The 15316-nt window shown below is 35.1% G+C and carries 25 protein-coding genes; 7 read left to right on the forward strand and 18 right to left on the reverse strand.

Translation table 11 applies throughout. The features are described 5' to 3' along the window. Positions 1 to 304: 304 nt before the first annotated feature. Positions 305 to 778: a CDI toxin immunity protein gene (locus EKQ63_RS19680; protein WP_143881447.1), complete on the forward strand. Its 474-nt coding sequence runs from the start codon at positions 305 to 307 to the stop codon at positions 776 to 778. A 50-nt stretch (positions 779 to 828) separates the two neighbouring features. Here the strand turns inward: EKQ63_RS19680 and EKQ63_RS19685 are convergent, their stop codons facing one another. The 14 genes from EKQ63_RS19685 to EKQ63_RS19750 form a co-directional block, all read right to left on the reverse strand. After that, complete coding sequence (locus EKQ63_RS19685) at positions 829 to 1401, reverse strand: dUTP diphosphatase (protein WP_143881448.1); 573 nt, start codon at positions 1399 to 1401, stop codon at positions 829 to 831. Between the two features lie 94 nt (positions 1402 to 1495). Next, positions 1496 to 1645 (reverse strand): Fur-regulated basic protein FbpA, encoded by a 150-nt coding sequence (gene fbpA / locus EKQ63_RS19690; protein ID WP_309252108.1) that lies wholly within the window; start codon positions 1643 to 1645, stop codon positions 1496 to 1498. Further along, positions 1621 to 2250 (reverse strand): hypothetical protein, encoded by a 630-nt coding sequence (locus EKQ63_RS19695; protein ID WP_143881449.1) that lies wholly within the window; start codon positions 2248 to 2250, stop codon positions 1621 to 1623. Before EKQ63_RS19695 ends, fbpA begins: the two co-directional genes overlap by 25 nt. Then, positions 2247 to 2417 carry a hypothetical protein gene (locus EKQ63_RS29955; RefSeq protein WP_088065475.1) on the reverse strand — a complete coding sequence of 57 codons (171 nt, stop codon included), beginning with the start codon at positions 2415 to 2417 and terminating at the stop codon, positions 2247 to 2249. The genes EKQ63_RS19695 and EKQ63_RS29955 overlap by 4 nt, the downstream gene beginning before the upstream one ends. Before the next feature lie 17 nt (positions 2418 to 2434). Continuing rightward, a complete protein-coding gene (locus EKQ63_RS19700; RefSeq protein WP_143881450.1) occupies positions 2435 to 3265 on the reverse strand; it encodes an ATP-binding protein in 831 nt (276 codons plus the stop codon). Further along, entirely contained in the window at positions 3201 to 3965 is a 765-nt protein-coding gene (locus EKQ63_RS19705; RefSeq protein WP_143881451.1) for a conserved phage C-terminal domain-containing protein, read from the reverse strand. The genes EKQ63_RS19700 and EKQ63_RS19705 overlap by 65 nt, the downstream gene beginning before the upstream one ends. Then, positions 3962 to 4234 (reverse strand): hypothetical protein, encoded by a 273-nt coding sequence (locus EKQ63_RS19710; RefSeq protein WP_113711009.1) that lies wholly within the window; start codon positions 4232 to 4234, stop codon positions 3962 to 3964. The genes EKQ63_RS19705 and EKQ63_RS19710 overlap by 4 nt, the downstream gene beginning before the upstream one ends. A gap of 13 nt (positions 4235 to 4247) precedes the next feature. Beyond that, the gene (locus EKQ63_RS19715) at positions 4248 to 4919 is read right to left on the reverse strand and encodes a DUF1071 domain-containing protein (protein WP_143881452.1); all 672 of its coding nucleotides are present in this window, start codon (positions 4917 to 4919) and stop codon (positions 4248 to 4250) included. Beyond that, positions 4916 to 5398, reverse strand: coding sequence for a siphovirus Gp157 family protein (locus EKQ63_RS19720; RefSeq protein WP_143881453.1), 483 nt, complete (start codon positions 5396 to 5398; stop codon positions 4916 to 4918). The genes EKQ63_RS19715 and EKQ63_RS19720 overlap by 4 nt, the downstream gene beginning before the upstream one ends. 14 nt (positions 5399 to 5412) lie before the next feature. Then, entirely contained in the window at positions 5413 to 5577 is a 165-nt protein-coding gene (locus tag EKQ63_RS30370) for a hypothetical protein (RefSeq protein ID WP_223290767.1), read from the reverse strand. Positions 5578 to 5647: 70 nt separating this feature from the next. Then, positions 5648 to 5965 (reverse strand): hypothetical protein, encoded by a 318-nt coding sequence (locus EKQ63_RS19730; protein ID WP_143881455.1) that lies wholly within the window; start codon positions 5963 to 5965, stop codon positions 5648 to 5650. Between the two features lie 150 nt (positions 5966 to 6115). After that, positions 6116 to 6382: a hypothetical protein gene (locus tag EKQ63_RS19740; RefSeq protein ID WP_000483547.1), complete on the reverse strand. Its 267-nt coding sequence runs from the start codon at positions 6380 to 6382 to the stop codon at positions 6116 to 6118. Positions 6383 to 6401: 19 nt separating this feature from the next. After that, entirely contained in the window at positions 6402 to 7112 is a 711-nt protein-coding gene (locus EKQ63_RS19745) for a Rha family transcriptional regulator (protein WP_000517004.1), read from the reverse strand. After that, positions 7112 to 7357, reverse strand: a complete 246-nt coding sequence (locus EKQ63_RS19750) for a helix-turn-helix transcriptional regulator (protein WP_143881456.1) — start codon at positions 7355 to 7357, stop codon at positions 7112 to 7114. The genes EKQ63_RS19745 and EKQ63_RS19750 overlap by 1 nt, the downstream gene beginning before the upstream one ends. Before the next feature lie 137 nt (positions 7358 to 7494). Here EKQ63_RS19750 and EKQ63_RS19755 point away from each other — a divergent pair, with 137 nt between their 5' ends. From EKQ63_RS19755 to EKQ63_RS19765, 4 genes are read left to right on the forward strand one after another with little or no spacing between them, the layout of a single operon-like run. Continuing rightward, complete coding sequence (locus EKQ63_RS19755; protein WP_000579782.1) at positions 7495 to 7923, forward strand: helix-turn-helix domain-containing protein; 429 nt, start codon at positions 7495 to 7497, stop codon at positions 7921 to 7923. A 22-nt stretch (positions 7924 to 7945) separates the two neighbouring features. Continuing rightward, on the forward strand, positions 7946 to 8374 hold the full coding sequence (locus tag EKQ63_RS19760) for an ImmA/IrrE family metallo-endopeptidase (protein ID WP_143881457.1): 429 nt from the start codon (positions 7946 to 7948) through the stop codon (positions 8372 to 8374). 15 nt (positions 8375 to 8389) lie between these two features. Then, the gene (locus EKQ63_RS29960; RefSeq protein ID WP_071742730.1) at positions 8390 to 8557 is read left to right on the forward strand and encodes a hypothetical protein; all 168 of its coding nucleotides are present in this window, start codon (positions 8390 to 8392) and stop codon (positions 8555 to 8557) included. 41 nt (positions 8558 to 8598) lie between these two features. Beyond that, positions 8599 to 9744 carry a site-specific integrase gene (locus EKQ63_RS19765; RefSeq protein WP_000135915.1) on the forward strand — a complete coding sequence of 382 codons (1146 nt, stop codon included), beginning with the start codon at positions 8599 to 8601 and terminating at the stop codon, positions 9742 to 9744. A 114-nt stretch (positions 9745 to 9858) separates the two neighbouring features. Here EKQ63_RS19765 and glnA read toward each other — a convergent pair whose 3' ends face one another. The 4 genes from glnA to hflX all read right to left on the reverse strand — a co-directional run bounded on the left by glnA (position 9859) and on the right by hflX (position 14345). Further along, complete coding sequence (gene glnA, locus EKQ63_RS19770) at positions 9859 to 11193, reverse strand: type I glutamate--ammonia ligase (protein WP_000135331.1); 1335 nt, start codon at positions 11191 to 11193, stop codon at positions 9859 to 9861. Between the two features lie 48 nt (positions 11194 to 11241). Continuing rightward, positions 11242 to 11631: a transcriptional repressor GlnR gene (glnR, locus tag EKQ63_RS19775; protein WP_000656783.1), complete on the reverse strand. Its 390-nt coding sequence runs from the start codon at positions 11629 to 11631 to the stop codon at positions 11242 to 11244. Positions 11632 to 11806: 175 nt separating this feature from the next. After that, a complete protein-coding gene (locus EKQ63_RS19780; protein ID WP_087954561.1) occupies positions 11807 to 13078 on the reverse strand; it encodes a methionine gamma-lyase family protein in 1272 nt (423 codons plus the stop codon). Continuing rightward, positions 13071 to 14345 carry a GTPase HflX gene (gene hflX / locus EKQ63_RS19785; RefSeq protein WP_140168509.1) on the reverse strand — a complete coding sequence of 425 codons (1275 nt, stop codon included), beginning with the start codon at positions 14343 to 14345 and terminating at the stop codon, positions 13071 to 13073. Before hflX ends, EKQ63_RS19780 begins: the two co-directional genes overlap by 8 nt. 92 nt (positions 14346 to 14437) lie before the next feature. On the opposite strand from hflX, the gene EKQ63_RS19790 reads away from it, so the two are divergent. Continuing rightward, a complete protein-coding gene (locus EKQ63_RS19790) occupies positions 14438 to 15061 on the forward strand; it encodes a trimeric intracellular cation channel family protein (protein WP_000312262.1) in 624 nt (207 codons plus the stop codon). A gap of 99 nt (positions 15062 to 15160) precedes the next feature. Then, positions 15161 to 15295 (forward strand): hypothetical protein, encoded by a 135-nt coding sequence (locus EKQ63_RS30505; RefSeq protein WP_000181496.1) that lies wholly within the window; start codon positions 15161 to 15163, stop codon positions 15293 to 15295. Positions 15296 to 15316 lie beyond the last annotated feature (21 nt).

Raw genomic sequence — 15316 nt, forward strand, 5'->3', positions numbered from 1 at the left:
ATTAACGACTGTATAATATAATTAAACTATTTGTATGAGAGGTGATTATTATGAACTGGAAACAAAAATACAATCCAAAATATCTCTTTTACCGCATGTATAGCTATATTTATAAAGCCCTTGATGATATATCATGGTCCTTAAAATAATTTAGATTGTTATGAGTACACATTTTCTGTGTGCTCTTTTCACATTTCTATAAAATAACGCTTTTGTTTAATTTATATTTTAAAAATTTATTTTCATAAGACCTGCCCTTATATGCTATACTCATTCTTAAATAATTTTATAAGGAATGTTAAAAATGAATGATAGATCCTCAAGACAATGGAAAATGCAACAAAAATTAAAGAAATTGAAAACAAAAAACAAAACCGATACAAATCCTTTGTTTACTGAATGTCTTGAATCCTTAGGAGACAAAACCCTAATTTTCTCTCAGGAGAAAAGCCAGCAGATTGCTAATAATTTAATTAATTTATTTCCTATAACCGTCTCTGGAAAAATAGATTGGGAACAGATAGACAATCAATTAATAGCCTCAAATAAAGAACAACTAATTTCCCTGATTAGAGCAAATCAACTAGATTTTGATGAACAGATTTTTATATTATGGGATAACTATGAAATTCCTGTAGTAAGTACAAATCTTGATAAAGTATTCCAATCACTCATTGACATTGATGCAGTTAGTTTTTATTACTGGCTATTAGATAAGGAATATAAATTCGTAATTGAAATAAAAGATGAAGAAATGATTAGAGTTGGTTTTCGCTAATACTCTAATCATCTTTCCTCATTCTGTTGTTCTATAAAATTCAAATTTCATTAATATCCGTTATCCTGTCTCTCAAAGTTTTCCGCATTCTTTTCCTTATATGAATCAATAACATCCTCATAGGTAAATCCATACAAATAACAAATACGAAAGAAGATACCAAACGCTCGTCTTAAATGTCCCATCGTTGTAGTTAAATCTCTGTACTGACACCATGCTCTTTTTGCGGTTAACACATCTTGCATGTACCATTCAAACAGCATATTTACATTACTTGTATCTTTTCTCATAATCGATTGCATACTGAACGATGGAATGAGTTCATGTCTCCATGTACACTTATCTAATTCAATTACAATGTTCATGAGAAAGTGGAGACCATCAATTAACTCTTCTAATAGTCCATTCTTAGGAACTCCAAATCCTGTACTCCACATCTTAAACGCTCGAGTTTCATTCCATGCTTCACCAATTTCCACCAGTAATGCACGAAATAACATATCCATTTTGTCATTTCCTTTATATCCAATTCGTTTATCCAGTTCTTTTTGCATTTCGAATAGTTCTGTAATATCAAAGTTTTGTTTCTTCTCTTCAGATGTAATTGTGTGTAACTGAATCATTATAAGTTCACTCCAAGTTTGTATTTTAGTAAGAATATAGTCACACTGATTAAAAGCCAGCTGACTAAAATGATCGCCATTTCCTTTTTAAAGCTCACTCTTCTCCCTCCAACAATTCCACTAACTCCTCAAACGAGCATTCGAATAAATCTCGAAGCCCGTCCTTGGATTTATAAATACCTCTATCAATCAGTTGATCTATGATGTGTTGATGCAAAATTACCCCACCATGTCCTCGACACAAAATTGTAATTCCATACTTTTCACTGGAAAGTATTTTACTGGAGTATTTTTTTCATTAATTGCTACACAACCTAAAACACCCTCAAATTTGTTATCCTCAGTCTGAACAACTACTTTATATAGGACATCTTCACGTTCACAAATGTCACCTAATTTAAACTCGTCCATTTTACGATCTTTCTTATAGAACACCATGAAACGCTCAAATTCTTCTAACTCTTCATCTGTTGCCTTTCGGAATGTACGTCCCTGATATCTTTTGAAAGAACATCCATTTTCATAGAAACGATATTCTCCTACTTTTAACCCCATGATTAAGTAATACTTAGTTTGAGTCTCTTCTTTTAAAATTCCGTACCATTTCCCATTTGAGCTTTCCATTACAAACATTTCACCGTACTCTAAATTCAATGGCTTTTCATAATCTACAAACTCGTTTTCAAAAAAGAAGTTCATACCGATGGCAGATGGTACAATACGCTGACTACTAATTCCCAAAACTTCATGCTTCCCTTTTTTTAATGTGTGTGCAAAATAATCATTTTTTTCTTTAATCCAATTTGTTTTCATTCTTTCAATCGCTTCAAATCCTGTATATGTTTTCATTCTTTCCCCTTCGCTTTCTTTAACATTTCTTCAATCCGTTTCCCCGTTGTGTTTTTATAGTCCTCACATGACCATTCAGCGTTATTTGTCGGAGATGGTGTAAATACCATCCCCCAACTACTAACGCTTGAAATATGGACATTAGGACGAATTACAGTAATAGTCATATCAGTTCGTCTCCCCTTTAAAAAGGTAACTTTCTTTTCCGCTTATCTCTTGTATACTTAAACTCAATATGTCTGTATGTATTGAACATACGTGACGTAATACGTTCGTCGTAAGCTTTCATCACAGCTTCACCTGTTAGGTTTGTTGTAATGATCGTTTTCTTTCCCTGTCTTCCATCAAAGACTTTAAACAGTACACGATTCACAAATGCAGTCGCCTTCGGATCAGCAGCATCCATATCACCTAACTCAGCACCCAAATCATCAATGACTAATAAATCTGCACTAATTAGTAAATTAACAATGCTATGTTCAGATTCCTCAGATTGCCCATTGAACGTAGAACGTATATAGTCAAATAGTTCTGATACAGAAACATAAAGAACCGTTCCTGCGCTATTCTCATTCATTTCATGAGCAATTGAATAAGCAAGATGACTTTTACCAGCACCCACTTTTCCTACTAGAATTAAATTAAACCTCACATCATCCAAGTAATCTTCAAGTGCTCGTTTTGCTAAGGTGTAATTCTTTTCATCCTCTTCACAATCAGATTTAAAAGTTGAGAATCTAGCAAGTTTAATTGTTTCATCTTTAATCAAGCTCTTATCGTAAAACATACTTTTACGTTTTCTCTGTTCCTTCTCATCTCGAAATACATTCATTTCGGCTTCTAGCTTTTGATTCTCTTCTGCCAACTTACATACCGGGCAAACTACTTCACCATTTATCTTCATGTATCTAACAGTACGTTTACGTTCTTTTTTACAAACCTCACATGTATCAGAAAGGAAGATCATCTTCTTCGAAAGGGTCTTTGCTATATCTGTTACCTTTACTAGAGCCATGTTTTCCTTCCACCTTTCCTTGTTGTAAATAGCCTTCAAACTTTGTACCAAATAATGTTTCTGGTCTTAGATACTTTGCTTGTTCCGTTCTTAGCCATTCTTTAGCTTTTGTATCAATCACAGTTTTAAAGTTATCCACAGTGAATCCTTCTACTAATCTAGTTTTAATTAATGACTGTGTTTTCTTAGATGTTGAACGATAACTACTACCACACACGTCGTTGAGATAGTTTACTATCTCGACTATATATTCTTTTGCTGTAGTCTCTGTTGTTACTCTCTGTGTATTCTCTGGTATTGGTCGGTTCAAATTGACCTCTTCCATCAGGTCAACTTGACCTGCTCGTGGGGTCAAATTGACCTCATCGTCGGTCGATTCTAACTGACGAAGAAATGTATAATCTATTGAGTACCATTTCGTTTTATCAAACTTTTTCTTGTTATAGTTGCCGATAACCAATACATTGATATTTTCAAGATTTTTAATGGTTCTTTTGATGGTTGATTCTCCCCAAAAAGGAAACTGTTCTTGCCATTTTGGAATGCTATTATAAATCCACGGTCTTCCATCATAAAAATGTTTGGAACGCTTTAACCAATAGTGTATCTGTTGTAAAAATATAGCTTCATTCAATCCAATTTTCGTTGCCAACCCCGGAAGAACAAGTAATGGTTCTTCATGAATTAATAAATTGCTCATCCCTTCACCTTCCTCATAACAACTTCATAATAGAATCCACGGTCACGATCCATCACAAGGCAACCTTTAAACAGATGAGGATTTTCATCATTTCTATGTTTAACTGTTTCTAACACCTTTCGAATAGGAAATAAGTAATCAAACCCTTCATTCTCTAAGCGACGACAGCGCTTAAGTAATTCAGATAACCTTTTATCACGTAAATACCGAGTACCTAAACTCCTATTCAAAGCTATTGGCATTGAACCATCTCTTACTATCGTTTTCATTTCAGTCACCCACCTATTGTGCTTGCTGTTGCTTTTCTTTCGCTTCGTTTAACCACGATGTTATTGTTTTTTGTAACTGAGATGCTTGTTGCACTGTCATTCCTTTGAAAGATTGAATTCCTAATGACTGTTTTACAGTATTTTTTGTTTCTTCAAATGGCATGTTATACACTTCTGATAACTCTCTAATTTGCACATGAATTGCTTTTATTCTTTGTTCATTTGCGACCTCTGTCTGTCGAGCTTGCTCCTGTTGCGGAACGTTATCTAGTTGCTTAGCTGCTTGTTTTGGTTCATCATCTTGTGGAATATCCTCACCCGAGTAGATATATAAACCCAAACCATGTAGTGCTATGGCTTTTGCTAGACACCTTTGAATCGAGGTGTTTATTTGGAATGACGTAGGTTTTGCGATTGGCTTATTATAGTTATCCAATACAGGATGAATTTGCGAACGTGTGATGTTATTTACCGTTACTTCAACTTCTACAAAATACCCAACTTCTGTTTTCATATAAGGTAATCCATCAAATCTAACAACTTGCCATGTAGCATCAGGATGTTTTTTCAAGAGTTGGTCTACAGCCCATGACCAACTCAGATAACTAAAACGGCCTTTCTTCTCTACATGCTTACTAACGTCAATAGATGCTAATTCTGCAAAGTAATTTTTAATCTCATTCATCGGATTCTCACACTCTCACCTTGTTTTAATGAAATACCATCCCACTTCATGCCATTCTTAATCGCTAGTAATAATGCTTTTTTATCTATCTTCGGATTCTGCGGAATCATGTATTCTGGTGGAATAATTGCATCCTCTGCAATATCTAAACTTGCTGGATTCTTTTGAATACCTACTGTTATCAATGCACCTTTAATACGTTTTTTATCCACAGCAACCATCTGATGATATAAATAATCCTTAATATTTTTACAGCTGTTCTCAAAAGACTTACGACGTTCAGCCAAGCGATTTTCTTCTCCCTTAATCACTTCAACTTGCGCTTCTATATTACGAATCAATAACGCTGCACCTTGTACTTTATCTTCAATTGCTTCACTGATTGATTGAAGTGTATCGTTAATTACCTCTGGATCTACCCCGTCTTCAATCATTTGCTGTAATTGATTGAAGTTACTTGTTAATTCGTACAGTTTCATAGTTTTATAGCCTCCTAAAACGGCATACTGCCATATGGTTTATTAGTTAATATGGTAATCACATAATCTATATCTAACTTTCTACAGGTATCTGCTTCTTGTGCGGATATAAGTTTCAAGCTACTTACAGCCTTTTCAACCTTCTTTTGTAATAATTGATTTTCTATTGTCTCTTCCACGTAATCACCCCATGTGATATACTGACTTTGGATTTGTTTTTCAATGGAACCCACTGCAATGGGTTTCTTTTTATTTATATAAGACCTTTTGAATAACATCCTCTTTAATTCCAATCTCTCGCATACGCTCTACAACGTGCTGAACTCTATCATTTTCTTTCTTTTTAAATATCAATTCCTTTAATTGCTTATCACACTCTTTTGCCTTTTCTCCACATGCCTCATACTCTTTACAAGCCTCATAGAATTCTTTCGTTTTACCCTCTACATTTTTCTTACTTGCAATACGAGTTAACAAAAATTGATTCTTTATGTAGTTCTCCTTCTTATTACGTAAAGATTTCGCTAACTCCGTATCCTCTGGTAACACTAAATTTTCAATTCCCACTAGATTCACCAGCCTTTTTAAAAAGAGCATTTAGACATACAAACCTATTCTCTATTAATCGACGCTGCTTTTTATTTGGCAATTTATAATGTGCTAGTAGTCTAAGATAATCAGATACTTTTACATTGTTGTAATCAATTGTAAACATCATTAATCCATCCTTTCCTCTGCCCATTCCACTAAAAATGCTTGTACTTGTTTTGCTGGGAAATACCATTTCTTACCCACTTTGAATTTTGGGAAGCGTGGATCAAAGAAAAACTGATCCTGAATTGTATTCCACGACATACATACACGTTTTTTAAGCTCCTTAGTATCCCAAAAGGCTAACTCAGCATCGTACTCTTTAACCTTCTTTTGAATTTCTTCCACACATAATTCCTTCACAACATTTTCATCTATTTGAACATTAAACATGATTGTTCCCTCCTTATTTTTAAACCATTGGTCTCCAGCCGTTTATAAAGTTTAAAGCTTCCTCAAAATCCTTCTTCAAAATGTCACGGTAACTATTTACATTGAATGCATCTTTCAAATTACGTCCTAGTAATCCAAATAGCTTACGAGTTGAATCATGAACTTCCCTATCTATATGTTCGTTCTCCCATAAAAAATAGATTCGTTTGGCTTTCGTTTTTTCAATTACTCTTTGTTGTCCGTAATCTACAGTTAATTGCTTTTCAACTACTTGCTCTAACGAAGAAACTCTTTTATTTAAGTTACTAGTTCCTGCTGCTATCAACTCGATTTGTCCAAATGTATCCCCAGGAATTTGCATTCTTTTTTCGATGTGTTCTTTCATTCTTTTAAACTCTCGTAAAAACTCTACTTTCATTTTCATTGCCTCTGGAGTCACATAGGACATTGCTACAATTGCAAATGCATCTTCTGTTAATAAATATTTTTTATACCATTGTTTGTTTTGAGGATGTTGATACTGGGTCTGCCCAAAGTTGAGCGCCCCCCACTCTGCTTCATTTGCTTCTGCCAATTTTTCTAATTGCACCTCAATATCACGATTTACATTCTTGTGTTCTTTTCCAAACATTTCAGCAACAGTTAAGCTATCTGTTACAACCTCTCCATTGTTTTCAAAAACTAGTACATTATTTTGTTGTTTGTCACTCACTAACGCTAATTTCCCCATTATGAAACCTCCTTTTTATTTTTCTCAGACCAACACGCCACTAAAAAGAACTTAAAGTTCGATTTGTTACTAAAAAAAATATCATCGATATTCATATCAAAAAACTTTGCAATCTTCTTAGCTGTTTCCATTGAAGGCGTTCTTTCTTTTTGATCAATCATTCGAATATATCGTTCAGTAACTCCACAATGACTTGCAATTTCTTTATATAAGTTTTTTTGTGGGTAGTTTAATTTGTTTTTCATTTAGTCACCTCCAAAAAGAACTATATGTTCTAAATACAGATTACAGAACTTTTTGTTCTATGTCAATGCAAAAAAGAACAATTTGTGCTAAACTTTTTCTAAAGTGAACAATTAGTTCAATTAGAGAGGTGAACAATATGATAGGTCTTAGAATAAAATCTTTACGAAAAAAAGAAAATTTAACACAAAAACAGCTCGCTGAAAAAATCGGAGTATCCCAAAGGATGATAGGCTACTATGAATCAGAAGAAAGATTCCCTCCACATGATGTCCTAAGTAAATTAGCTGATTGTTTTTCAGTTTCTGCTGACTATCTACTAGGACGAGCTGTTACAGACCAACCCAAAGAGCAATTAACACAAAAAGATGATAAAGACATAGCAAAAAGAATGGAAGAAATAAAAAGAGATCTTCAGGGGGAAGACGGATTAATGTTCTCTGGTGAGCCTATGAGTGAAGAAGCTGTGGAATCTTTATTAGATGCAATGGAGTACATCGTGAAACAAACTAAAGTAATCAATAAAAAATACGTTCCTAAGAAATATCGTAGTACTGACGATAACTGATGCGAGCTTAGGAGGGAAAACATTGAAATTCGTCATAAGAGATCTAGTCCAACAACTTTGCACAAAATACAACACGAATAACCCCTATGAGCTTGCAGATTACTTAAAAATAAATGTACTAACTTGGGATTTACACGAAGAAATAAACGGATTTTATAAATATGAAAAAAGAAATCGTTTCATTGTTATTAATAATCATTTGTCTCCATCCATGCAAAGAACTGTTTGTGCACATGAATTAGGACATGCAATCCTACACACTCATGCAAACACACCTTTTCTTCGTAAGAATACATTCTTTTCAGTTGATAAATTAGAGATAGAAGCAAATACGTTTGCTGCGCTTTTGTTAATTGATAAAAAGACCATTCAACCTGGTGATACAAAAGCATGTATAGCATACAAAAATGACATTCCAGTTGAACTGTTAGAATTTTATAAGCCTTACTAAAGGAGGTAAGATATTTTGATTATTGATTTAAACGCCGAACGAGAAAAACGAAAGAAATCCACCATCAAACAAGTAGAATTTAAAAAGGTCCCTATCGTTGAGAAAATCCATATTGTTGATGGTGAAATAAAATATGAAGTTTCAGGTTATAAAGAGACTCCTGTGAAGTGGTTGGATGAGTAATCTAGCCACTTTACAATTATAAGGAAAGAGGGAATGTTATAATGGCTAGCTTCAGAAAATTCGGAGATGTTTGGGAATTCCGAGTGAGATTTAAAGACCCTTATACTCAAAAATATAAAGAGAAATCAAAACGTGGATTCAAGACGAAAAAAGAAGCACAACTTGCGGCTGCTGAAGAAGAAAAGAAATTATTAAACGGTTTAGAAGTTGAGATTACTCCTACTTCTTTAAAACATTACCTTAGAGACTGGTTAAAATTATTTAAGCAAGACAATGTAAGAAAAAACACCTTTATCTTGCATGAACGTAACATCGAAAAGCATATCATCCCCTACTTTCAAAACATGAACATAAAAGAACTCAAACCAATGATGTATCAAAAATTTATTAATTCCTTAACTGATCAGGGTTACAGTAAACGAACTGTTCAAATTATCCACGGAACAATGAACAATGCTATGAAAAAGGCTGTTAGCTTAAAAAAAATCGAGAACAACCCTTGTGAAGAAGTCGTTATTTCAAATAAGAACAATAAAGAAAGAGAAGGGCTAAAATATATGCGAAGTGAGGACATTCCCCTTTTCTTAAAGACTTCTTATCAATACAACTATATTTATTACATCTTTTTCAAGGCACTTCTGAATACTGGTATGCGTAAAGGTGAAGCTGCTGCTTTACAATGGAAAGACATAAATTTAAAAGAACATACTATTACTATTTCTAAAACATTGGATTTTACAGCTAAAACAAAAGAAGAATTATTCGGGGATACAAAAACATTTACTTCTAAACGTACTATCATGATTCCTAAATCATTAGTTGATGAACTGCTGGCACATAAAAAGTGGCAAAATGCTAATAAGCTTGTTTTACAAGATGCGTATGAACATGAATTAGATTTAGTCTTTTCACGAGTAGATGGAAAGTTCTTACCGAAGTCAACATTGTTCAATGCATTCTCACGCATACTTAAGAAAGCAAATTTACCTAGATTAGAAATACATTCATTACGACACACCCACGCGGTTCTTTTATTAGAGTCTGGTGCCAGTATGAAATACATTCAAGATCGACTAGGTCATAAGAGTATAGAAATTACTTCTAACGTTTATTCTCATATTAGCGACAAAATTAATAAGGATTCTATTTCGGGGTTTGAAGCTTATATGAATAATGTATTGGGGTAACTTTGGTTTTTTTGTGGGTGTTTTGTGGGTGAATTACTCTTCTTTCAAATAAAAGTGTTTTACCCACAAAATAAAAAAACCCTCAACACATTGTGTGTCAAGGGTTTGAGCCTCTTAGTATAGAGACATATATTGATCGCGTTCCCATTGGTGAACTTGTGTGCGGAAGATATCCCACTCAATTTCCTTCGCTTCGATGAAGTGCTCAAGTAAATGGTCACCTAGTGCACCACATACCACTTCATTTGATTGTAACGTAACTAAAGCTTGCGCTAATGTTGCCGGTAAATCAACGATACCTGCTTCTTCGCGCTCTTCTTTTGTCATTACGTAGATGTTACGATCTACTGCAGCTGGTGGAGTTAATTTGTTTTTAATTCCATCAAGACCTGCTGCTAATAATGTTGCCATTACTAAATACGGGTTTGCAGCTGGGTCAACACTACGTACTTCTACACGTGTGCTAATACCACGAGATGCAGGGATACGTACTAATGGACTACGGTTTTGTGCAGACCATGCTACGTAACAAGGAGCTTCGTATCCAGGTACTAAACGCTTGTAAGAGTTTACAGTTGGGTTTGCTACCGCTGTAAATGCTGGTGCGTGTTTTAAAATACCTGCGATGAAGTGACGAGCGTCATCACTTAATTGTAAGTCACCGTTTTGATCATAGAATACGTTCTCACCATTTTTGAATAGTGATAAGTTACAGTGCATACCTGAACCGTTCACACCGTATAATGGTTTTGGCATAAATGTTGCGTGTAAACCGTGTTTACGAGCAATTGTTTTTACAACAAGTTTGAATGTTTGAATGTCATCACATGAACGAATTGCATTTGCATATTTGAAGTCAATTTCGTGCTGCCCTGGAGCAACCTCATGGTGAGACGCTTCAATTTCAAAGCCCATTTCTTCAAGTTCAAGAACGATATCACGACGACAGTTTTCCCCTAGATCCATCGGCGCAAGGTCGAAGTATCCACCGTTATCGTTTAATTCTAATGTTGGATTTCCTTTTTCATCTACTTTGAATAGGAAGAATTCTGGCTCTGGTCCAAGATTGAAATCTGAGAATCCTAAAGCTTCCATTTCTTTTAATACACGTTTTAAATTGTTACGTGGATCCCCTTCAAATGGAGTGCCATCTGCATTGTAAATATCACAGATTAATCGAGCTACTTTACCTTTTTCAGCTGTCCAAGGGAAAATCACCCAAGTATCTAAGTCTGGATATAAGTACATATCAGATTCTTCAATACGTACGAAACCTTCAATAGAAGATCCATCAAACATCATTTTGTTATCAAGAGCTTTTGTTAATTGGCTCACTGGAATTTCTACGTTTTTAATTACCCCTAAAAGGTCCGTAAATTGTAAACGGATATACTTTACATTCTCTTCTTTCGCCAAACGGAAAATATCTTCTTTTGTGTACCTAGCCATTATAAATTCCTCCTTAGTCCCTCTAAACACCTTCAGAATCAGTTCTCTTTAGTGAAAAAACCTTGAAATATCACCTTGTCGCAATGAAGTTCGATTAAATCTACCTGTATGTTGTAGTTCATCTCGAAGTATTTTGCGAAGCTCAGTTTTTGAAATTTCTTTCGTTTCTTCTTTTACTTTCACTGCTTCTGTTTGATTTTCTTTCATTAGTAACACTTGTTTAATACCAGCCATATTCAAGCCTTGATCTAATAAATCTTTAATCTCTAACAACTTATCTACATCGTTAAATGAGAATAATCTACGATTCCCCTTTGTACGGGTTGGAGAAACAAGATTATGCTCTTCATAGTAGCGAATTTGACGTGCAGACAATTGTGTTAAATCCATAACAATACCAATAGGAAACAGCGGGGCAGAACGTCTATCTTCTTTCATTGTTTCAGTTCCTCCTTCGCCTTAACTGCTTCTCATTTTATACCATGTTATGTTTAGTGTCAATAGATGTTAGCTTTTCTTACATGATTTTTTAAAAAAATTTTTCATTCTTTTTTCTAATGAAATAAATCATTACTTTCACGCAAAAGAAGCTGTCGAAATCGACAGCTTCCCTTTAAGAAATTGTTAATAATTCTTTTTCAATTAATGCATCAATTGCAGAACAAATCGCAATCTTCACATGTGAATAAGTTAGCCCACCTTGTACGTAAGCAACATAAGGCGGACGAATTGGACCATCAGCCGACAATTCAATACTTGCACCTTGAATAAACGTTCCCGCAGCCATAATTACATCATCTTCATACCCCGGCATATAGTTGGCATATGGAGTGAAGTGAGAGTTAATCGGAGATGCATATTGAATTGCTTGGCAGAATGCAATCATGCGATCTTTGTCATCAAATTGAACAGATTGAATTAAATCCGTTCTTGGTGCATTCCACGCTGGTGATGTATTCATTCCTAACTTTTCTAAAAATGCAGCTGTAAAAATCGCACCTTTTAGCGCTTGTCCTGCTACATGCGGCGCTAAGAAGAAACCTTGATACATTTCTTGCAGACTGTATAAAGATGCCCCTGCTTCCGCACCGATTCCTGGAGATGTTAAACGATATGCACACGCTTCAACATACTGTTCTTTACCAACAATGTAACCACCAGTTTTAACAATTCCCCCACCCGGGTTTTTAATAAGCGAACCTGCCATTAAATCTGCACCAACATGACATGGCTCTTGCTCTTCAATAAACTCGCCATAACAGTTATCTACAAACACAACAACATCAGGTTTAATTTCTTTAACAAACGCTATCATTTCTTTAATTTGAGAAATAGTAAACGACGGACGAGTAGCATAACCTTTTGAGCGCTGAATACCGATCATTTTCGTATTACTATGAATGGCAGCCGCAACAGCTCCAAAATCAACAAGCCCCTCTTCAGTAAGCGGAACTGCATTATAACCAATATTATATTCTTTGAATGACCCTACACCTTTTCCGCGCACACCAACAATTTCCTCTAACGTATCATACGGCTTACCCGTGATGTACAATAACTCATCTCCTGGACGTAAAATACCAAATAGCGCTGTTGAAATTGCGTGAGTACCTGAAATAATTTGCGGACGAACAAGACCAGCTTCCGCTCCAAATACATCTGCATACACTTTTTCTAACGTATCACGGCCAATATCATCATAACCGTAACCTGTCGTCGGAATAAAATGTGAATCGCTAATTTTGTTTTTACGAAAACTTTCTAATACACGAAACTGATTGCTTTCAATTACTTCATCCGCACGTTTATGTACTTCTGTAATTTGGCTCTCTACTTCTTTTACGATTGGAGCAATTTTTTCTCCATTTTTCAAACGATCAAACATTTTTATTTTCTCCTTCTTCCACTAAAAATCTCTTTAATTGTACATTAAGCGATGAATGAGCAAAAATATACCCCGCGCAATCATATACAAATTTCTCTTCCAAAAACTCCATTTTCGTTAATAGTGTCTCTGTCTTTAATAGAGTTAATAACTTACCTTCACTCGGAGGTATTTCCACTTGATAACGATTCATTTCTTCCTTCATTTTCTTTTCTATCGCTTCTTTTATATGTAATAGATCCTTTTCTTCAAAAGCACTAGTCATTAAAAAATCACTTTTCGGAAACGGAATAAAGTTTTGATGTAATTCATCTTTTTTATTATATAGCGTAATGATAGGAATATGATTAATTTCGAGTTCTGACAATAATTGTTTTACTGTTTTCTCATGCCCTATATAATTAGGGTCTGCAGAATCCACAACATGTAAAATAACATCCGCTTCACCAGCTTCTTCTAATGTCGAACGGAATGCAGCAATTAATGACGTAGGTAAATCTTGTATAAAACCAACCGTATCAGTTAGTAATACTGTATAACCAGAAGGTAACGGCATCTTCCTTGTCGTCGGGTCTAGCGTTGCAAACAACAAGTTTTCTTCAAACGTATCAGCTTCCGTTAATCTATTAAACAACGTAGATTTTCCCGCATTCGTATATCCTATTAATGAAACCTGAAATACTTTATTATCTTTTCTTCTTTCACGATATCTTTTTCGATGTTCCACAACAACTGCAAGTTGCTTCTTTATTTCATCAACGCGCGATCGAATATGACGACGATCAGTCTCAAGTTTCGTCTCACCCGGTCCTCTCGTTCCAATACCACCACCAAGACGTGATAAAGACAATCCTTGTCCCATAAGACGCGGCATTGTATATTGCAATTGGGCTAATTCTACTTGAAGCTTCCCTTCTCTCGACTTCGCACGTTGCGCAAAAATATCTAATATGAGTTGCGTTCGATCAATTACCCTCGCATCTAATACTGCGGATAAATTCCGAATTTGACTCGGCGTTAATTCGTTATTAAAAACGATAACATCCGGTTCTAATTCTTCAGTTAACATCGTAAGCTCTTCTAATTTACCTTTACCTATATAAGTCGCCGGATGAAACTTCGGTCGTTTTTGCGTTGTAGACACTAACAATTCTGCTTGCGCAGTCTTCGCTAATGATGCAAGTTCTTTCATGGAATGCATAAATTTTTCATCATCATCTTGCGGCAATTGACAGCCCACTAATATGACTTTTTCTTTTTCTTCCATCAAATATGTTCACTCATCCTTTTCGAAATTTAAACCTTCTAATATAATAGCAGAGGAAGCACATTTCATCTAGTTAGCGGGGGAGAAAATTCATGGCATGGGAGATTTTTAGCATCATAGGCACAATTGCTTTCGCATTAAGCGGAGCCATTGTTGCAATGGAAGAGGATTATGATATTTTCGGGGTGTATATTTTAGGAATGGCAACCGCATTTGGGGGAGGTGCCCTTCGTAATTTATTAATCGGCTATCCGATTGTCGCGTTTTGGCAACAAGACATGTTATTCCAAATCGCACTTTTATCAATGACGATTATTTTTCTTTTTCCAAATAAATTAATTAAACACTGGAAAAAGTGGGAAAACATTACTGATGCTATCGGCTTATCAGCATTTGCCGTACAAGGGGCATTATACGCTCAAAAATTAAATTTACCAATTAGCGCTACAATCGTAGCAGCCGTTTTAACCGGCATTGGAGGCGGTATTATCCGCGATCTTTTAGCCCGTAGAAAACCTCTCGTTCTTCGAGCTGATGTATATGCTTTTTGGACGATTCTGGCAGGTTTCTTAATCGGCGCTCAAATTATTGTTAGCGATTGGGCTCTATACACCTTATTCATTTTAATTGTTTGCTTCCGCATGGTTTCTATTCATTACAAATGGCATTTACCGCATAGACGCATCGACACAAACGAACGTTCAATGCATAAATAGCAATCCAACCTCTTTACAAATCGTAAAGAGGTTTTTCTTTTCTAACGAGTTTTTCCTCACATAATGTTTATACTAATTCTCAAAGCGAGGTGAACACAAATGACAAACCATGTGAATAAAGGGGCTCAAAAAAGCTCAGTAGGTCAAATTGGACATGATCCTAATTCTGCACACGAAAAAAGCGCTAAAATGGAACGTTTCCATAAATCTTATCAAGAAAAAGCAAAAAAATAATAAAGCACTTATATAAAAAAC

The sequence above is a fragment of the Bacillus sp. BD59S genome, from assembly GCF_007363175.1.
Lineage (GTDB): Bacteria > Bacillota > Bacilli > Bacillales > Bacillaceae_G > Bacillus_A > Bacillus_A pacificus.